General features: G+C 37.1%; 14 protein-coding genes and 1 pseudogene. 12 read left to right on the forward strand and 3 right to left on the reverse strand.

The window, feature by feature from the left end; translation table 11 throughout:
• Nucleotides 1–793 (forward strand): metallophosphoesterase (locus AB3X49_RS09175; RefSeq protein ID WP_367961652.1); only part of this gene is annotated, 793 nt, incomplete at its 5' end.
• A gap of 125 nt (nucleotides 794–918) precedes the next feature.
• Entirely contained in the window at nucleotides 919–2,130 is a 1,212-nt protein-coding gene (locus tag AB3X49_RS09180; protein ID WP_367961654.1) for a M20 metallopeptidase family protein, read from the forward strand.
• A 54-nt stretch (nucleotides 2,131–2,184) separates the two neighbouring features.
• Here AB3X49_RS09180 and AB3X49_RS09185 read toward each other — a convergent pair.
• Nucleotides 2,185–3,244: pseudogene (locus tag AB3X49_RS09185) on the reverse strand (chitinase).
• A gap of 271 nt (nucleotides 3,245–3,515) precedes the next feature.
• Between AB3X49_RS09185 and gabP the strand changes: the two are divergent.
• The 8 genes from gabP to entD all read left to right on the forward strand — a co-directional run bounded on the left by gabP (nucleotide 3,516) and on the right by entD (nucleotide 12,523).
• Complete coding sequence (gene gabP / locus AB3X49_RS09190; RefSeq protein ID WP_367961656.1) at nucleotides 3,516–4,910, forward strand: GABA permease; 1,395 nt, start codon at nucleotides 3,516–3,518, stop codon at nucleotides 4,908–4,910.
• Between the two features lie 159 nt (nucleotides 4,911–5,069).
• Entirely contained in the window at nucleotides 5,070–5,381 is a 312-nt protein-coding gene (locus AB3X49_RS09195; protein ID WP_002087964.1) for a hypothetical protein, read from the forward strand.
• Between the two features lie 316 nt (nucleotides 5,382–5,697).
• The gene (locus tag AB3X49_RS09200; RefSeq protein WP_000228316.1) at nucleotides 5,698–6,240 is read left to right on the forward strand and encodes a DUF420 domain-containing protein; all 543 of its coding nucleotides are present in this window, start codon (nucleotides 5,698–5,700) and stop codon (nucleotides 6,238–6,240) included.
• Nucleotides 6,241–6,356: 116 nt separating this feature from the next.
• Complete coding sequence (locus AB3X49_RS09205; RefSeq protein ID WP_367961659.1) at nucleotides 6,357–7,520, forward strand: iron-containing alcohol dehydrogenase; 1,164 nt, start codon at nucleotides 6,357–6,359, stop codon at nucleotides 7,518–7,520.
• A gap of 158 nt (nucleotides 7,521–7,678) precedes the next feature.
• Nucleotides 7,679–8,431 carry a DeoR/GlpR family DNA-binding transcription regulator gene (locus AB3X49_RS09210; RefSeq protein ID WP_367961661.1) on the forward strand — a complete coding sequence of 251 codons (753 nt, stop codon included), beginning with the start codon at nucleotides 7,679–7,681 and terminating at the stop codon, nucleotides 8,429–8,431.
• Nucleotides 8,428–9,339 carry a 1-phosphofructokinase gene (gene pfkB, locus AB3X49_RS09215; protein ID WP_367961663.1) on the forward strand — a complete coding sequence of 304 codons (912 nt, stop codon included), beginning with the start codon at nucleotides 8,428–8,430 and terminating at the stop codon, nucleotides 9,337–9,339. The genes AB3X49_RS09210 and pfkB overlap by 4 nt, the downstream gene beginning before the upstream one ends.
• Before the next feature lie 13 nt (nucleotides 9,340–9,352).
• Nucleotides 9,353–11,209 carry a PTS fructose transporter subunit IIABC gene (locus AB3X49_RS09220; protein WP_367961665.1) on the forward strand — a complete coding sequence of 619 codons (1,857 nt, stop codon included), beginning with the start codon at nucleotides 9,353–9,355 and terminating at the stop codon, nucleotides 11,207–11,209.
• 348 nt (nucleotides 11,210–11,557) lie between these two features.
• Nucleotides 11,558–12,523, forward strand: a complete 966-nt coding sequence (gene entD / locus AB3X49_RS09225) for a cell wall-binding protein EntD (protein ID WP_002066697.1) — start codon at nucleotides 11,558–11,560, stop codon at nucleotides 12,521–12,523.
• Nucleotides 12,524–12,585: 62 nt separating this feature from the next.
• Here the strand turns inward: entD and AB3X49_RS09230 are convergent, their stop codons facing one another.
• On the reverse strand, nucleotides 12,586–12,831 hold the full coding sequence (locus AB3X49_RS09230) for a hypothetical protein (RefSeq protein ID WP_002014695.1): 246 nt from the start codon (nucleotides 12,829–12,831) through the stop codon (nucleotides 12,586–12,588).
• A gap of 181 nt (nucleotides 12,832–13,012) precedes the next feature.
• Between AB3X49_RS09230 and miaA the strand changes: the two genes are divergently transcribed.
• Entirely contained in the window at nucleotides 13,013–13,966 is a 954-nt protein-coding gene (gene miaA, locus AB3X49_RS09235; protein WP_002142786.1) for a tRNA (adenosine(37)-N6)-dimethylallyltransferase MiaA, read from the forward strand.
• Between the two features lie 21 nt (nucleotides 13,967–13,987).
• Nucleotides 13,988–14,212: an RNA chaperone Hfq gene (hfq, locus tag AB3X49_RS09240; protein WP_000813896.1), complete on the forward strand. Its 225-nt coding sequence runs from the start codon at nucleotides 13,988–13,990 to the stop codon at nucleotides 14,210–14,212.
• A gap of 80 nt (nucleotides 14,213–14,292) precedes the next feature.
• Here hfq and AB3X49_RS09245 read toward each other — a convergent pair.
• Nucleotides 14,293–15,671: Gly-Xaa-Xaa repeat protein (locus tag AB3X49_RS09245; protein WP_367961669.1), on the reverse strand; the 1,379-nt coding region annotated here is incomplete at its 5' end.

The raw sequence follows: 15,671 nt of genomic DNA on the forward strand, positions 1-15,671 counted from the left end.
CTATGCGACTGAAATAGGAAGAAGACTAGTAACAGTTACGTGGAATGAAATAGACGCTCCTACAATTCCTAAAGAGTTTAATAATAAAAAAATATTGCAGTTCTCAGATGTACATTTAGGACCAGATTTTACATTGAAACAACTAGAAAATTTGGTGGAGAAGATGAATGAATTACATCCAGATATAGTAGTTTTTACAGGAGATTTAATAGATAAGTTTGGATCCTATAGTGCGGAAAGAGAAGAAGCAAAGGTTATTTTGCAGAAAATTAAAGCTCCCCTAGGAAAATATGCTGTGTTTGGGAATCATGATAGAGGTGGGGGCGGTAGTTTATTTTACAAAAAGTATATGGAGGAAGCTGGTTTTTCTGTGTTAGTAAATGAAGTGCAGAAAATTAAAGCGGAAAACGGCAAGTATATTACAATATCAGGTTTGGATGATTTTTTATTAGGGAAGCCACAAATAGACTCGACTTTAAAAAACTTAAGACAACAAGATTTCAATATGCTATTAATACATGAGCCGGATGTTGTAGATAAAGTATCTCGTTATCCAGTCGATTTTCAAATGTCAGGACATAGTCACGGAGGACAAGTTCAAATTCCTTTTGTAGGTCCTTTAATTACTACAAAACTAGCTGAGAGTCATGTTGAAGGTATGTATGAATTAGAAGGGAAGAGTAAGCTGTTACATTTATACGTAAATCGTGGTATTGGGACAACCCGAATGCCTGTTAGATTTTTGAGTGTACCGGAACTTTCACTATTTGTATTGAAGCAAAGTAGTGACTGAAGTAGAACGTTTAACATTTTGAAGAATTAAGAGTACTTTTAAAGAAAGTTCTCTTTTTTTATTGATTAAATACAGAATATTATGTATTTTTTTATTTAAACTGTTAAAAAGAAAGGAGAATTTCTATGATAGAAACATGGCATAAAGAATTGGAAAGTTTATATAATCAAATGGTTTCGTGGCGAAGAGATTTTCATCAATACCCAGAGCTATCGTTTCAAGAAATAGAAACACCGAAAAAAATAGTTGAAATTTTAAAAAGTTTTCATATTGATGTGAAAACAGATGTCGGGGGAAGAGGGGTAATCGGCGTAATTGAAGGTGGAATACCTGGGAAGACGATGGCGCTACGTGCTGATTTTGATGCACTACCTATTCAAGATGAAAAGAAAGTTTCATATAAATCAAAGGTTCCTGGCGTAATGCACGCTTGTGGCCATGATGGACATACAGCAACACTTTTAGGAGTTGCAAAAATATTAAGTGATAACAGAGATCAACTTTCAGGAAAAATAGTCCTTATTCATCAACATGCAGAAGAGAAAGAGCCTGGCGGAGCAATTGCCATGATTGAGGATGGTTGTTTAGAAGGAGTAGATGTTGTTTTTGGTACACATTTATCTTCTCAGATGCCTTTAGGAATTGTTGGAACGAAAGCTGGAGCAATGATGGCGGCAGCTGATACTTTTGAAGTGAAGATTCAAGGGCGAGGCGGTCACGGCGGTATGCCACATCATACTGTAGATGCTATTATCGTTGCAACACAAGTTATTAATCAGTTGCAACTTTTAGTGAGTAGAAAAGTCGATCCACTTCAATCAGCAGTTTTAACAGTTGGTACATTCCATGCCGGGCAAGCCGATAATATTATTGCGGATACTGCTACGTTTACAGGAACCATTCGAACGTTAGATCCTGAAGTGAGAGAATATATGGAGAAGGAATTTAGACGAGTTGTTGAGGGGATTTGTCAGTCCCTTCATGCTGAAGTTAATATTCAATATAAACGAGGCTATCCAATATTAATAAATCATGTAGCTGAAACACGTCATTTTATGACGGTTGCGGAACACGATCTTGGCAAAGAAAGGGTCATGGAAGTACCACCTATTATGGGCGGAGAAGATTTTGCATACTACTTAGAACATGTTCCAGGAGCATTTTTCTTCACAGGTGCCGGTAATGAAGAAATAGGGGCAACATATCCACACCATCATCCCCAATTCGATTTTGATGAACGTGCGATGTTGGTTGGTGGGAAGTTGCTTTTAAGTCTTGTGAATAGTTATTCAAGAGATGGAAAAGAATTTCTTCATCATGTAGAAGTGAAAAAGTAATTTACATAAATAAAAAACAACAATAGGTCATATAAAACCTATTGTTGTTTTTTATTATTTTTGCAAGGAAAGACTATCAAAATATGTTCTATAGTTATTAGAGAATTCAAAGTTGTTTTTTGCATCCCAATTAATAGACCAAGACATTAGGCCACGGAATGCAGGATAGCCACTCTGATTTGAAAGTTTATACTTTCCTCCGAAAGGAATTCCTTTAATGATATAATCTAAAGCTTTTTTCATTTCAGTTGGAGAAATATATCCGCCACTTGGAGCGGCCGCTGGTGCTGCAGGAAGTCCAATCATGACTTGATCCGAACGAAGAGGCGGGAAAATGTTATTTGCATTACCACCTACAGGAAAACCATGTAAGAGCATATCTGCCATAGCGACTTCGTAGTCTGCAGTACCTTGATTGTAGTTATTACCGTCCATTCCAATCCCGCTACCAGCGTTGTAGTGTTGAACGTGAATGTATGTTAGTTTGTCTTTCACTCCGTAAATAATCGGTAAATATGCACCCCAGATGCTTCCATATGCGCTATAGCCGCCTTGAACATAAGCTGTTTCAGGAGCCATGCTTAATAGAAAATTTGGACCATAATGATCTGAGATTGTCCGAATAGCCGAAATAAGATTTACGATTTGAGGAGTCGTTGGGTTTTTGAAATTAGTGTCATTACCGTTTAAGTAAATTCCTGATTCAAGGTCAATATCTATTCCATCAAAACCGTATTTATCAATTAGAGATTGTATGGAATTAATAAAACGTTGCTTAGCGGCATTATCAGGAAGTAAAACGACCCCATTTTGTCCACCTATTGAAAGAACTACTTTCTTTCCTTTACTTTTTAAATAAGCAATATCTGATTTGAATTCTGCATCCGTACCATACACAGGAGAAAATTCAACAGTGGAACGATCACCACCAGTTTCACCGAAAGATACATTGAGTACATCCCATTTTGGTGAAACGTCTCTTAATTTAATAATGCCAGTATCCAACGAGTAATTTTGATCCTAAATTGTTTGCTGCTTGTGCTTGAAAGGGAGCTAGCGGTAGCAGTAAGAAAATTACTAAAGTACAACAAATGAATTTGAACTTGTTTAACATATCAACACTCCTATACAAAAAGTTGTCTAGATGTATAATCTTGTTTGTTTAATTATATCTGAAAATTCATTCTTTTTTTAAGGTGACTATAATTTTCTCAACAATTGTGTATGGGAAATTATTAAACCTAATGAAATAATTTTTGAAGGAGGTCGAATTACGATTGTTAAATTCAGAATATTTTGATATATTTTAAAGTATAGGATAAGATTTTTCGCATAATACTCTTACATAAATTTCAAAATTAAGTTTGGAAGGGGATGTACAAGAGTTGGATAAAAATCTTAAGAAAGACCTCAAAATACGCCACATTACAATGATTTCCATTGGTGGCGTAATAGGAGCTGGTTTGTTTGTTGGAAGTGGTGCGGTTGTGCATTCAGCAGGTCCAGGTTCTATCGTTTCATATGCATTAGCAGGACTTCTAGTTATTTTCGTTATGAGAATGCTAGGAGAAATGGCAGCTATTAATCCGACAAGTGGTTCATTTGCAACATATGCAAGAGAGGCAATTGGTCCATGGGCAGGTTATACAATTGGGTGGCTATATTGGTTTTTCTGGGTAATTGTTATTGCAATAGAAGCTACAGCAGGTGCTGGTATTATTCAATACTGGATTCCAGAAATCCCACTCTGGTTATTAAGCTTAATATTAACGATTTTATTAACGTTGACGAATGTTTTCTCGGTGAAATCATTTGGAGAATTTGAATATTGGTTTTCATTTATTAAAGTAATAAGTATTGTGTTGTTCCTTTGTCTTGGACTAGCTGTTATTTTAGGATTTGTACCAGGAACGGAAGCACCTGGCACTTCGAATTTGGTAGGTCAAGGAGGATTTATGCCAAATGGTATAAGTTCGGTGTTACTTGGAATCACCGTCGTTATATTTTCATTTATGGGATCTGAGATTGTTGCAGTGGCCGCTGGAGAGTCTGCCGAACCTGTAAAGGCAGTCAAAACAGCAACAAATGGTGTAATTTGGCGTATTCTCGTATTTTTCATTGGATCGATCGCTGTAGTTGTTACACTCCTTCCGTGGAATTCGGCGAACATACTAAAAAGCCCATTTGTGGCGGTACTGGAACATATAGGGATACCAGCGGCAGCGCAAATTATGAATTTTATCGTTTTAACAGCTGTACTTTCTTGTTTAAATTCGGGTTTATATACGAACTCAAGAATGCTTTTTTCAATGGCAGAAAGAGGAGATGCGCCAAAGGCATTTTTGAAATTGAATAGTAGTGGTGTTCCAGTTCGGGCGGTTTTATTTGGAACTTTCTTTGCTTACATTGGAGTTGTTTTTAGTTACATATCTCCAGATAAAGTATTTTTATTTTTAGTGAATGCATCTGGCGGGATTGCGTTACTCGTTTATCTCGTTATAGCAGTTTCACATTTCAAGATACGTAAAAAAATGGGGAAAGCGGAACAACAAAATTTGAAAGTGAAAATGTGGCTTTTTCCATATGTAACATATGTTACAATTGCTGCGATTATAGCAGTTTTAGTTTCCATGCTCGCAATTGAATCTTTACGTTCACAAGCGCTTTTAACAATGCTTGTTACTGTTCTTATAATAATTTCTTATTTTATTTTTAATAGAAACAAAAATAGTACATTATTGAATCCTAAAAGTAAGAATGAGGAATCTGTTCGATTCTAATTTCTTGTTTTAGAAGAGAGTTACACCCAATCATTGCTATAAAAGAATCATATATAATCATAGAAACAAGTAATTACTATTGTCATAGTGAATATAAACTTTTTTCTTGACTTTTTATATGAAGGCGAGCAAAATGGTAAAAAGGAAGGGGGGATGACGATGGAAGAGTACGTATTAGAGCTGTATAACTTTTTATATACGACAGAATGGCAAGATATTGTTTCATTTCTAGGAATAATGTTTTGTATGAAAATTGTAATTGTATATATGGAAGAGCAAGGTATGTTCTATTCCTTCTCATCTCCGTTCGATGTGCAGCGCGAGCCGTTGCCAAACTATGCCAAGGTAAATTACGAACAATTTCCTTTTGTGATTTTCTTTATGATTCGATTTATAACAGCAATTGTAAAGAAAAAGGAAAGTGACGATGAAGAGTGCCACTCAACTTGTAATATAGCGACTGCTTTTTAAGCTAAATACAAGGAGGAGATTTATATGTGGTTTCGATTTCTTATGATTGGTTTCTTTTCATTAACAGCAATTTCATTAATGGGATATCAAGTGTCTGAAATATATCAAGCGTATAGCAGTACGTTTTTTAACAAAAACTAATCGCATTGCTATTTGAATAATAAAGCGATAAAATCCTTCTTAAGAAGTATTGTTAAGAAGGATTTTTTCTTTGCCCTGTCTTACTGTGTCAAACTATTGTCACATTTACACCGTGAATAATATGTTAAAATAGTGAGGTTAATTATACATATTTGAAAGAAGAGGAGTGACCAATTTGGTGGATCAATCAACGAATCAGAAAAGCTATGCTCCTATTGTGATAACGCTTTCTGTAATTGTAAATGCGATTATTTTGTTTTTGTTCTTTGGACCTGTTGGCTATGAAGGGGAAGTACATTTTGATGTAACTATCTTACCAATGTTAAACGCAATTTTTAATAGTTTTACGTTTGTATTTTTATTAGCAGCTTTATACTCTATTATTAAAAAGAATGTAAAGATGCACCGTGGTTTTATTCTTGCAGCATTTACAACGACTTTATTATTTTGTGTGTCATATTTATCGTACCATTACTTGGCACCGGCAACACATTTCGGTGGAGAAGGATTCATTAAATATGTGTATTTCATCATTTTAATTACACATATTATCCTTGCGGCGATTATTGTACCCCTTGCATTGTTCGCACTTGTATTTGGTTTTACGAATCAATTAACACGTCACCGTAAAATTGTACGTTGGACGATGCCGATTTGGTTATATGTAAGCTTATCTGGGGTTATTGTTTACTTAATGATCTCACCTTATTATCAATAAAAAATCTCAGCCTAAAGGCTGGGATTTTTTTGTTAAGCAAATTTGTTTGTGAAATTCAAAAAGTGTGGTATACAAAAGTATAGTTGCTTTTCATATGGAAGGGATGGTAAAGGTATATGCAAAATTTTGTATTTCGTAATCCAACAAAACTTATTTTTGGTAAAGGACAATTAGAGCAGTTAAAAACTGAAATTCCGCAGTTCGGTAAAAAGGTCCTTCTCGTATATGGAGGGGGCAGTATTAAAAGAAACGGTATTTATGATAATGTAATTTCTATTTTAAAGGATATAAATGCGGAAGTGTTTGAGTTGACAGGAGTTGAACCGAATCCTCGTTTATCAACAGTAAAGAAAGGGATTCAAATTTGTAAAGACAATGGAGTCGAATTTATTTTAGCGGTTGGCGGAGGAAGTGTAATCGACTGTACGAAGGCGATTGCTGCTGGTAGTAAATATGATGGAGATGTATGGGATATTGTAACGGAAAAATCATTTGCTAGCGAGGCGTTACCGTTCGGTACTGTACTCACTCTTGCGGCAACAGGTTCTGAAATGAATGCAGGATCTGTAATTACAAACTGGGAAACGAATGAAAAGTACGGCTGGGGCAGTCCAGTTACATTCCCTCAGTTTTCAATTTTAGATCCACTACATACTTCGTCTGTGCCGAGAGATCAAACGATTTATGGTATGGTCGATATTATGTCGCACGTATTAGAGCAATATTTCCATCACGGCATGAATACAGAATTACAAGATCGTTATTGTGAATCTGTTTTAAGAACAGTAATTGAAACAGCTCCTAAGCTTTTAAGTGATCTAGAAAATTATGAGCATAGGGAAACAATTTTATATTGCGGTACTATGGCGTTAAACGGCATTTTAGCGATGGGAGTAAAAGGAGACTGGGCAACTCATAATATTGAGCATGCAGTTTCTGCTGTTCATGACATACCGCATGGGGGTGGACTCGCGATTCTATTCCCAAATTGGATGAAGCATGTTATAGATGAAAATGTGAGTCGCTTTAAACAGTTCGCTATTCGTGTATTCGATGTAGAAACAGATGGGAAGACAGATAAAGAGGTTGCATTAGAGGGAATTGAGGCGTTACGTCAATTTTGGACTTCAATTGAAGCTCCAGTAACATTAGCTGATTACGCTATTAGAGAAAGTGAAATTGACTTAATGGCGGATAAAGCGATGGCTTATGGTGAATTCGGTAACTTTAAAAAATTAAATAAAGATGATGTTCTTGCAATTTATAAAGCTTCTTTATAAGTGAAGCGAGAGAAGAAACCTATTTGATTGTTGTATCAAATAGGTTTCTTTTTTGTTGTTTATAACCGGTTTTGATTGATAATGATTACTTTTGACTGTTTGCGGTTGATTTTTGTGATCGTTTTCATTATACTGTAATCAAAGAAGAGGTGAAGAAAATGTTAACTCCTGAACGTCATCAAATGATATTGCAACTTGTAAAAGAACAAAAAGTTGTTAAATTGCAGCAATTAGTTGAAAGGACAGAAAGCTCTGAATCGACAATTCGTCGTGATTTAGCACAATTAGAAAAACAAAGGTTATTAAAAAGAGTTCATGGTGGTGCCTCTGTTTTAACAGGAAAAGGACAGGAGCCAACGATGATTGAAAAATCATCCAAAAACATTCAAATAAAACAACAAATTGCCAAGTATGCGGCTAGTATTGTTGAACAAGGGGATTGCGTTTATTTAGATGCAGGAAGTACAACATTTGAAATGATTCCATTTTTAATAAACAAAGATGTTACTGTCGTAACGAATGGACTTATGCATATTGAAGCTTTAGTTGAAAATAATATTCGTGCGTATTTACTAGGCGGGATGATGAAGAGTAGGACGAAAGCTTTAATTGGTGCTATGGCACAGGAAAGTATGCAGAAGTATCGCTTCGATAAATCTTTTTTAGGAGCGAATGGTGTACACGAACAGCTTGGTTTTACAACACCAGATCCAGAAGAAGCGCTCTTGAAGCAATTGGCATTAACATTAGCAAATGAAGGATATTTCTTAATTGATGAAAGTAAGTTTTCAGAAGTTGCATTTGCAAAAATTGCAAATGTTGAAGATGCAAGTATTATTACAAACCATTTAGAAATTGATTTAGAAAAATATAGAAGACAAACAAATGTGATTGAGGCTGATAAACAATGATCTATACAGTTACTTTAAACCCATCTATTGATTATGTAGTACAAGTTAATTCTTTCGATTTAGGAACAGTAAATCGAGCAGAGAAAGATATGAAGTTTCCTGGAGGGAAAGGGATTAATGTTTCTCGCGTTCTTCATCGTTTAGGTGTCGAAAATGTAGCGCTTGGATTTACGGGTGGATTTACCGGTCAATTTATTAAAGGTGTATTACATGATGAAGGTGTAACAACAAACTTCGTCCAAGTAGGTGGAGATTCTCGAATTAATGTGAAAATAAAAGGGCAAGAAGAAACGGAGTTAAATGGACAGGGTCCTATTGTGACAAATGAGCAATTTGAACAATTGATGAAAAAAATAGAAAGTATGCAATCTGGAGATTGTGTTGTACTAGCTGGAAGTGTACCAGCTTCTATTCCAAATACCTTTTATGAATCAATCGCAGCGTTTGGAGCCGAAAAAGGTATTCGTGTAGTAGTAGATGCAAGCGGTAGTGCACTGCAGCATGTAATTAAAAATAAGCCGTTTTTAATAAAGCCAAATCATCATGAACTTGGTGAGTTATTCGGAGTGGAGCTTTCAACCGTAGAAGACATATTACCGTATGGAAGAAAATTAATCGAACAAGGCGTAGAGCACGTTATCGTATCAATGGCAGGGGATGGAGCTTTATTATTTACGGCAGAAGGTATATATGAAGCCACTGTTCCGAAAGGTGTTGTTATTAATTCGGTTGGGGCAGGAGATTCTCTCGTTGCTGGATTTGTAGGTAAATATGAACAGACAAAAGATATTGAAAAAGCATTTCAATATGGTGTTGCAACAGGAAGTGCAACAGCATTTTCGGCGGATTTATGTACAAAGGAAAAAGTAGAAGAATTATTGTCGCAAGTAATTGTAGCTAAGCGATAGGGGGAAGCAACATATGAAAATTACAGAACTATTAAAAAGGGATACAGTCATTATGAATTTGACAGCTTCAAATAAAGAAGCTGTCATAGATGAATTAGTTGGAAAATTAAATGGTGCTAATCGTTTAAATAGTAAAGCTGAATTTAAAGAAGCTATTCTAAAGCGGGAGTCACAAAGTACAACTGGAATTGGTGAAGGTATTGCTATACCTCATGCGAAGACGAATGCCGTTAAACAACCATCGATTTGTTTTGGTAGAAGTGTAAGCGGTATCAACTATGAGTCGCTTGATGGACAGCCTGCACATCTGTTTTTTATGATTGCTGCGAGTGAAGGGGCGAATAATACTCATTTAGAAACGTTATCTCGTCTCTCTACGTTATTGATGGATGAAGGGTTCCGCAAGCAATTATTAGAAGCAAAGGATGAGGATGAACTTCTCCGTTTATTTGATGAAAAAGAGAATGAAAAAGAAGAAGAAGTTGAAGTAGCAAAGCCGGAAGGGAATGAGCCATACGTATTAGCTGTTACAGCTTGTCCGACTGGTATCGCTCACACATATATGGCTGCGGATAGTTTAAAAGCAAAAGCGGCAGAGTTAGGGATTGCGATTAAAGTTGAAACGAATGGATCAACAGGTGTAAAGAACGGTTTAACGAAAGAGGATATTGAACGCGCAACAGCGATTATCGTTGCGGCAGATAAACAGATAGAAATGAACCGTTTCGCTGGGAAGTATGTCATTCAAGTGCCAGTAGCTGATGGTATTAGAAAAACTGAAATCCTTCTTAATCGAGCTATAAAACAAGATGCACCAATCTTTAAAGGGGTAAAAGAGGATGGGAAGGCAGAAAATGTAGAGAAAGAAAAAGGGCTAGGAATTTATAAGCATTTAATGAGCGGTGTAAGTAATATGCTTCCGTTCGTTGTTGGTGGTGGAATTTTAATTGCACTAGCGTTTTCGTTTGGTGGTATAAAAGCGGAAGGTCCTTTAGCTGAATTGTTCATGTCTATTGGGGGAGGAAAAACAGGTGCGTTTTTATTCCTTGTACCAATCTTAGCTGGATTTATTGCAAGTTCTATTGCTGATCGACCTGGTTTTATGCCTGGCGTTGTCGGTGGGTTTTTAGCAGCACAAGCGAATGCGGGATTTTTAGGTGGATTAATTGCTGGTTTCTTAGCTGGATATGTTGTTTTAGGATTGAAAAGATTATTTTCAGGATTACCAGTACAGTTAGAAGGAATTAAACCTGTTTTGTTATATCCAGTCTTTGGATTGTTGATTACAGGAGTTGTTATGCAAAAAGTAGTAAATCCGCCTGTAGTAGCATTAAATGAAATGTTAACAGGATGGTTAAATGGTTTGAGTGGTACGAATGCTATATTATTAGGACTTATTTTAGGCGGTATGATGGCAATTGATATGGGTGGTCCAATTAATAAAGCGGCATTTACATTTGGTATTGCTGCAATAGAAGCACAGAATTTTGGAGTGCACTCAGCAGTTATGGCTGGTGGTATGGTACCGCCACTTGCGATTGCATTCGCAACCACATTCTTTAAAACAAAATTTACAGAAGCAGAACGTAAATCTGGTTTAACAAATTATATTATGGGAGCATCGTTTATTACAGAAGGTGCGATTCCATTTGCAGCTGCCGATCCGGTTCGAGTAATAGTAAGCTGTGTTGTTGGTTCAAGTATCGCGGGTGCTTTATCTATGTTATTCCAAATTACATTGCCGGCACCGCATGGTGGATTGTTTGTTATCGCATTAGTGAATAAACCGTTGCTATACATTTTCTCTATATTAATTGGGACGATTGTTTCAGCTATTATGATAGGTGTTTGGAAGAAGAAAGTTAAATAAAAGATAAAAAGGGACAGCTAATAGGAGTTGTTCCTTTTTCGTTACAAAAAGTAATTTAATAATTGGATTATGATGGATTTTGGTAAAAGATGTAATGAAAAGTGATTTTTTTGTAACAAAAAAGTAATACTGTAATTTTTTCTGGAAAAAAATTCTTATACTAATTTGTGAGAAATATATGAAAACTATTGCTAATTTTGGTAGAAATACAATTCTTTAATATGGAAATTTATGTTACAAATCATTAATCGTTTATTACGAATGCTTTGTAATTGTGTGATTTTCGAAATTCTACAAAAAACTGTTGCTATAATGAGAACACGAAAACAAAGCAAATGGAGGCTATTCATGAAAAAATTATTAGGTATAGCAACAGCAGCAGTTTTTGGTCTTGGGATTTTTGCAGGTTCTGCTAAAGCGGAAACGATTGTAACAACAGATGTATTAAACGTTAGAGAAAACCCAACTGTAGAATCAAAACTTGTAGGTAAAATGTTAAGTGGAAATAAATTAGATGTTATAAATACAGAAAACGGATGGTCCAAAATTAAATTAGATGGTAAAGAAGCTTTTGTAAGTGCTGAGTTTACGAAAAGTTCTTATTATGTAACAGCAAACGTATTAAACATTCGTGCTGGAGCGAATACTGATTCAGAAATTCTTGGCACGCTTAAAAAAGATGACTTGATTGAAACGACAAATCAAGTACAAAACGAATGGTTACAATTCGAATATGGCGGGAAAGCGGCGTATGTTCACATACCATTTTTAACAGGTACAGCACCTGTTATTGAAAGAAAAGAAGTTCCAGCTCAAGATGAAGCGCCAACTAAGGTGAAAACGGCGGTTAAAAATGATACATCAGTTAAGGTGAAAGCGCCGGCTAAAAATGATACGGCAGTTAACGGAAAGGAATCAGTTAAAAGTGGAGCATCAAGTAAACCAGTAGCGCAAGCGAAGCCGGCAACTAAGCCAGTGGCAAAATCTACTGAAACAAGTGAACCTGCTGGTCGTGAAATAACAGTAGAAGCGACAGCTTACACAGCTCACCCGAGTGAAAATGGCACATATGGTGGTCGTGTGTTAACTGCGATGGGGCATGATTTAACAGCGAATCCAAATATGAAAGTTATTGCTGTTGATCCGAAAGTAATTCCTCTCGGATCAAAAGTGTGGGTGGAAGGATATGGAGAAGCAATTGCTGGAGATACTGGTGGCGCGATTAAAGGAAACCGTATTGATGTTTTAGTTGGTTCAGATAGCACTGCTGATAGTTGGGGTCGTAAATCCGTTAAAGTGAAAGTTATAAAATAATTTATTAAAATAAAAAACGGCTGCTTGAAAATGTCTAAGCGGCCGCTTTTTTTATATAAGAATTATTGAAAAGGGTAAATTGTTTTACCTGTAATAATTTTATACGCGGTGCAAAATTGAGTTTGCATATACTCTGTATTTTTATTTTCTGGATGTAACGTTGTTTCTTGAAGAGTAGAATGAAAGGAACGTAGTAAACAATTTAGTGCGAAGTATAATTCTTCTTGTGAACAATTTTGTTCTTTTGTAGCAGTAGCTAAAATAAGGTCTTTTATTAATAATGGAAAATCGATAGTCGCTTGTTTCATAGTCATTGCACCCTCTCCGAGCTATTTTTTATCATGTATATGCAGAATTGGACAAGCTATGCTCTTTTTTTTGTGTAATTTCATGTACTGGATTCAAAGAACTTGCAATCATGCCGTTAAAATTGGTAAGATTGGGTATAATCAATAGATGGAGTATATTACATAAAGAGAGTTGAATGATATGGGAGAAGTGCAACGTGAAAAAGTTGCTGTCATCATTGGGCCAACTGCTGTCGGAAAGACGAAATTAAGTATCGATCTTGCAAAAGCGTTGAATGGTGAGATTATTAGTGGTGATTCCATGCAAATTTATCGTACGATGGATATCGGGACTGCAAAGGTGACGACAGATGAGATGGACGGAATTCCACATTATATGATTGATATAAAAGATCCGGAAGATTCATTTTCTGTGGCGGAATTTCAAGAAAGTGTCCGTAAGTGCATTCGAGAAATTACAGAGCGCGGGAAATTACCAATTATTGTTGGTGGAACCGGTCTCTATATACAATCTGTTCTATTCGATTACCAGTTTACAGATGAGGCTGGGGACGCTACATACCGAGAACAGATGGAAAAGTTAGCATTAGAACACGGTGTGGAATATGTACATAAAAAGTTGCAAGAAGTAGATCCAGAAAGTGCGGAGCGTATTCATGCCAATAATGTAAGGCGTGTTATTCGGGCGTTAGAAATTTTTCACACGACGGGTGAAAAAATGAGTAACCAGCTCGAAAAACAAGAAAATGAGTTACTGTACGATGTTTCATTAATTGGCTTGACAATGGATCGAGAAATGCTATACGATCGCATTAACTTACGTGTTAACCTAATGATTGAACAAGGTTTATTAGAAGAAGTAAAAGGTTTACATGAAAGAGGAGTGCGAGATTGTCAATCTATTCAAGCGATTGGTTATAAAGAGATATATGATTATTTTGAGAATCGTGTATCTTTAGAAGAAGCGGTATCACAATTAAAGACGAATTCACGCCGTTATGCAAAACGTCAATTAACGTGGTTCCGTAATAAGATGGATGTCGCGTGGTTCGATGTTACTGATGGTGAAAAAACGTCAGAAATTTTACGATACATAGAAGGAAAGCTACAACTAAAGTCGAATAATAGTAAGTAGAGAAAAAGAGGAGGATTCGACATGAAGCAATCAATCAATATTCAAGATCAGTTTTTAAATCAACTCCGTAAAGAGAATACGTTCGTTACGCTGTACTTATTAAATGGTTTCCAGCTTCGTGGATTAATTAAAGGATTTGATAATTTTACAGTCCTGCTGGAAACAGAAGGTAAGCAACAGCTTATTTATAAACATGCAATTTCTACATTTGTACCACAAAAAAATGTTTCAATTGAATTAGAGTAGTAATGAATTATTGTACATAACAAAAAAAGAGCGAGTTTCTCGCTCTTTTTTTATTTGTCATAAACAATAAATAGTGAAATTTAAGCGATTCTAAATACAGTAAGACGAATGTTAGTGTTTCCTGTTGCAGGGATCGTAATCTCGTTAAGAGTAGATTGGACAGAAATGTTTGCTCCAGCAGCTAATGTTTCGATTGTAGTAAATGAAAGTGAGTCGCCTATTAGATTTGAAGAGAAGTTGTCAGTAGCAACTGCTCCGTTAATTGAAATTCCTACTCCAAGTGGAGCGCATCCTGGCGCAGTTGTAGAAATAGATACGCTAATTACATAAATACCAGCGTTAATAACAGTAACTGTATTTGTGCCGTTAAAGATAATATTGTTTACGTTAATTGCAGTACTAAAAATAAAGTTATTAAATTGGAGTACTGTTTGTTGGATGTTGTTTGTTACAACGATTGTTGCTACTGGGAAGCTAGGTCCAGTAGGTCCGGTAACTCCTATACCAGTCGCACCCGTTGTTCCTTGAACACCTTGAGGTCCAGTAGGTCCGGTAACTCCTATACCAGTAGCACCCGTGTTACCTTGAGCACCTTGAGGTCCGGTCGCACCCGTGTTACCTTGAGCGCCTTGAGGTCCGGTCGCACCTGTGTTACCTTGAACGCCTTGAGGTCCAGTGGAACCAGTAGCACCCGTGTTACCTTGCGCACCTTGAGGTCCAGTCGCACCCGTGTTACCTTGAACACCTTGAGGTCCGGTCGCACCCGTGTTACCTTGAGGTCCAGTAGGTCCAGTAGGTCCGGTAACTCCTATACCAGTCGCACCCGTGTTACCTTGAGCACCTTGAGGTCCAGTAGCACCCGTGTTACCTTGAGCGCCTTGAGGTCCAGTCGCACCTGTGTTACCTTGAACGCCTTGAGGTCCAGTGGAACCAGTAGCACCCGTGTTACCTTGAGGTCCAGTAGGTCCAGTAGGTCCAGGAGGCCCACCAGAAGGTCCAGTAGGTCCGGTAACTCCTATACCAGTCGCACCCGTGTTACCTTGAGCACCTTGAGGTCCAGTAGCACCCGTGTTACCTTGAGCGCCTTGAGGTCCAGTCGCACCTGTGTTACCTTGAACGCCTTGAGGTCCAGTGGAACCAGTAGCACCCGTGTTACCTTGCGCACCTTGAGGTCCAGTCGCACCCGTGTTACCTTGAACACCTTGAGGTCCGGTCGCACCCGTGTTACCTTGAACACCTTGAGGTCCAGTGGAACCAGTCGCACCCGTGTTACCTTGAGCACCTTGAGGTCCGGTCGCACCCGTGTTACCTTGAATACCTTGAGGTCCAGTAGCACCCGTGTTACCTTGAGCACCTTGAGGTCCGGTCGCACCCGTGTTACCTTGAATACCTTGAGGTCCAGTAGCACCCGTGTTACCTTGAGCACCTTGAGGTCCGGTCGCACCCGTGTTACCTTGAA

Origin of the sequence: Bacillus sp. C30 (assembly GCF_040838255.1) — a bacterium.
In the GTDB taxonomy this organism is placed as follows: domain Bacteria; phylum Bacillota; class Bacilli; order Bacillales; family Bacillaceae_G; genus Bacillus_A; species Bacillus_A mycoides.

Excerpts from the sequence above, each read along its gene's own strand:
- AB3X49_RS09195 (WP_002087964.1), top strand. The coding sequence starts at position 5,070 with ATGGAAGAGTACGTATTAGAGCTGTATAACTTTTTATATACGACAGAA.
- AB3X49_RS09205 (WP_367961659.1), top strand. The coding sequence starts at position 6,357 with ATGCAAAATTTTGTATTTCGTAATCCAACAAAACTTATTTTTGGTAAA.
- entD (WP_002066697.1), top strand. The coding sequence starts at position 11,558 with ATGAAAAAATTATTAGGTATAGCAACAGCAGCAGTTTTTGGTCTTGGG.
- pfkB (WP_367961663.1), top strand. The coding sequence starts at position 8,428 with ATGATCTATACAGTTACTTTAAACCCATCTATTGATTATGTAGTACAA.
- miaA (WP_002142786.1), top strand. The coding sequence starts at position 13,013 with ATGGGAGAAGTGCAACGTGAAAAAGTTGCTGTCATCATTGGGCCAACT.
- AB3X49_RS09230 (WP_002014695.1), bottom strand. The coding sequence starts at position 12,831 with ATGAAACAAGCGACTATCGATTTTCCATTATTAATAAAAGACCTTATT.
- AB3X49_RS09220 (WP_367961665.1), top strand. The coding sequence starts at position 9,353 with ATGAAAATTACAGAACTATTAAAAAGGGATACAGTCATTATGAATTTG.
- AB3X49_RS09210 (WP_367961661.1), top strand. The coding sequence starts at position 7,679 with ATGTTAACTCCTGAACGTCATCAAATGATATTGCAACTTGTAAAAGAA.
- AB3X49_RS09180 (WP_367961654.1), top strand. The coding sequence starts at position 919 with ATGATAGAAACATGGCATAAAGAATTGGAAAGTTTATATAATCAAATG.
- hfq (WP_000813896.1), top strand. The coding sequence starts at position 13,988 with ATGAAGCAATCAATCAATATTCAAGATCAGTTTTTAAATCAACTCCGT.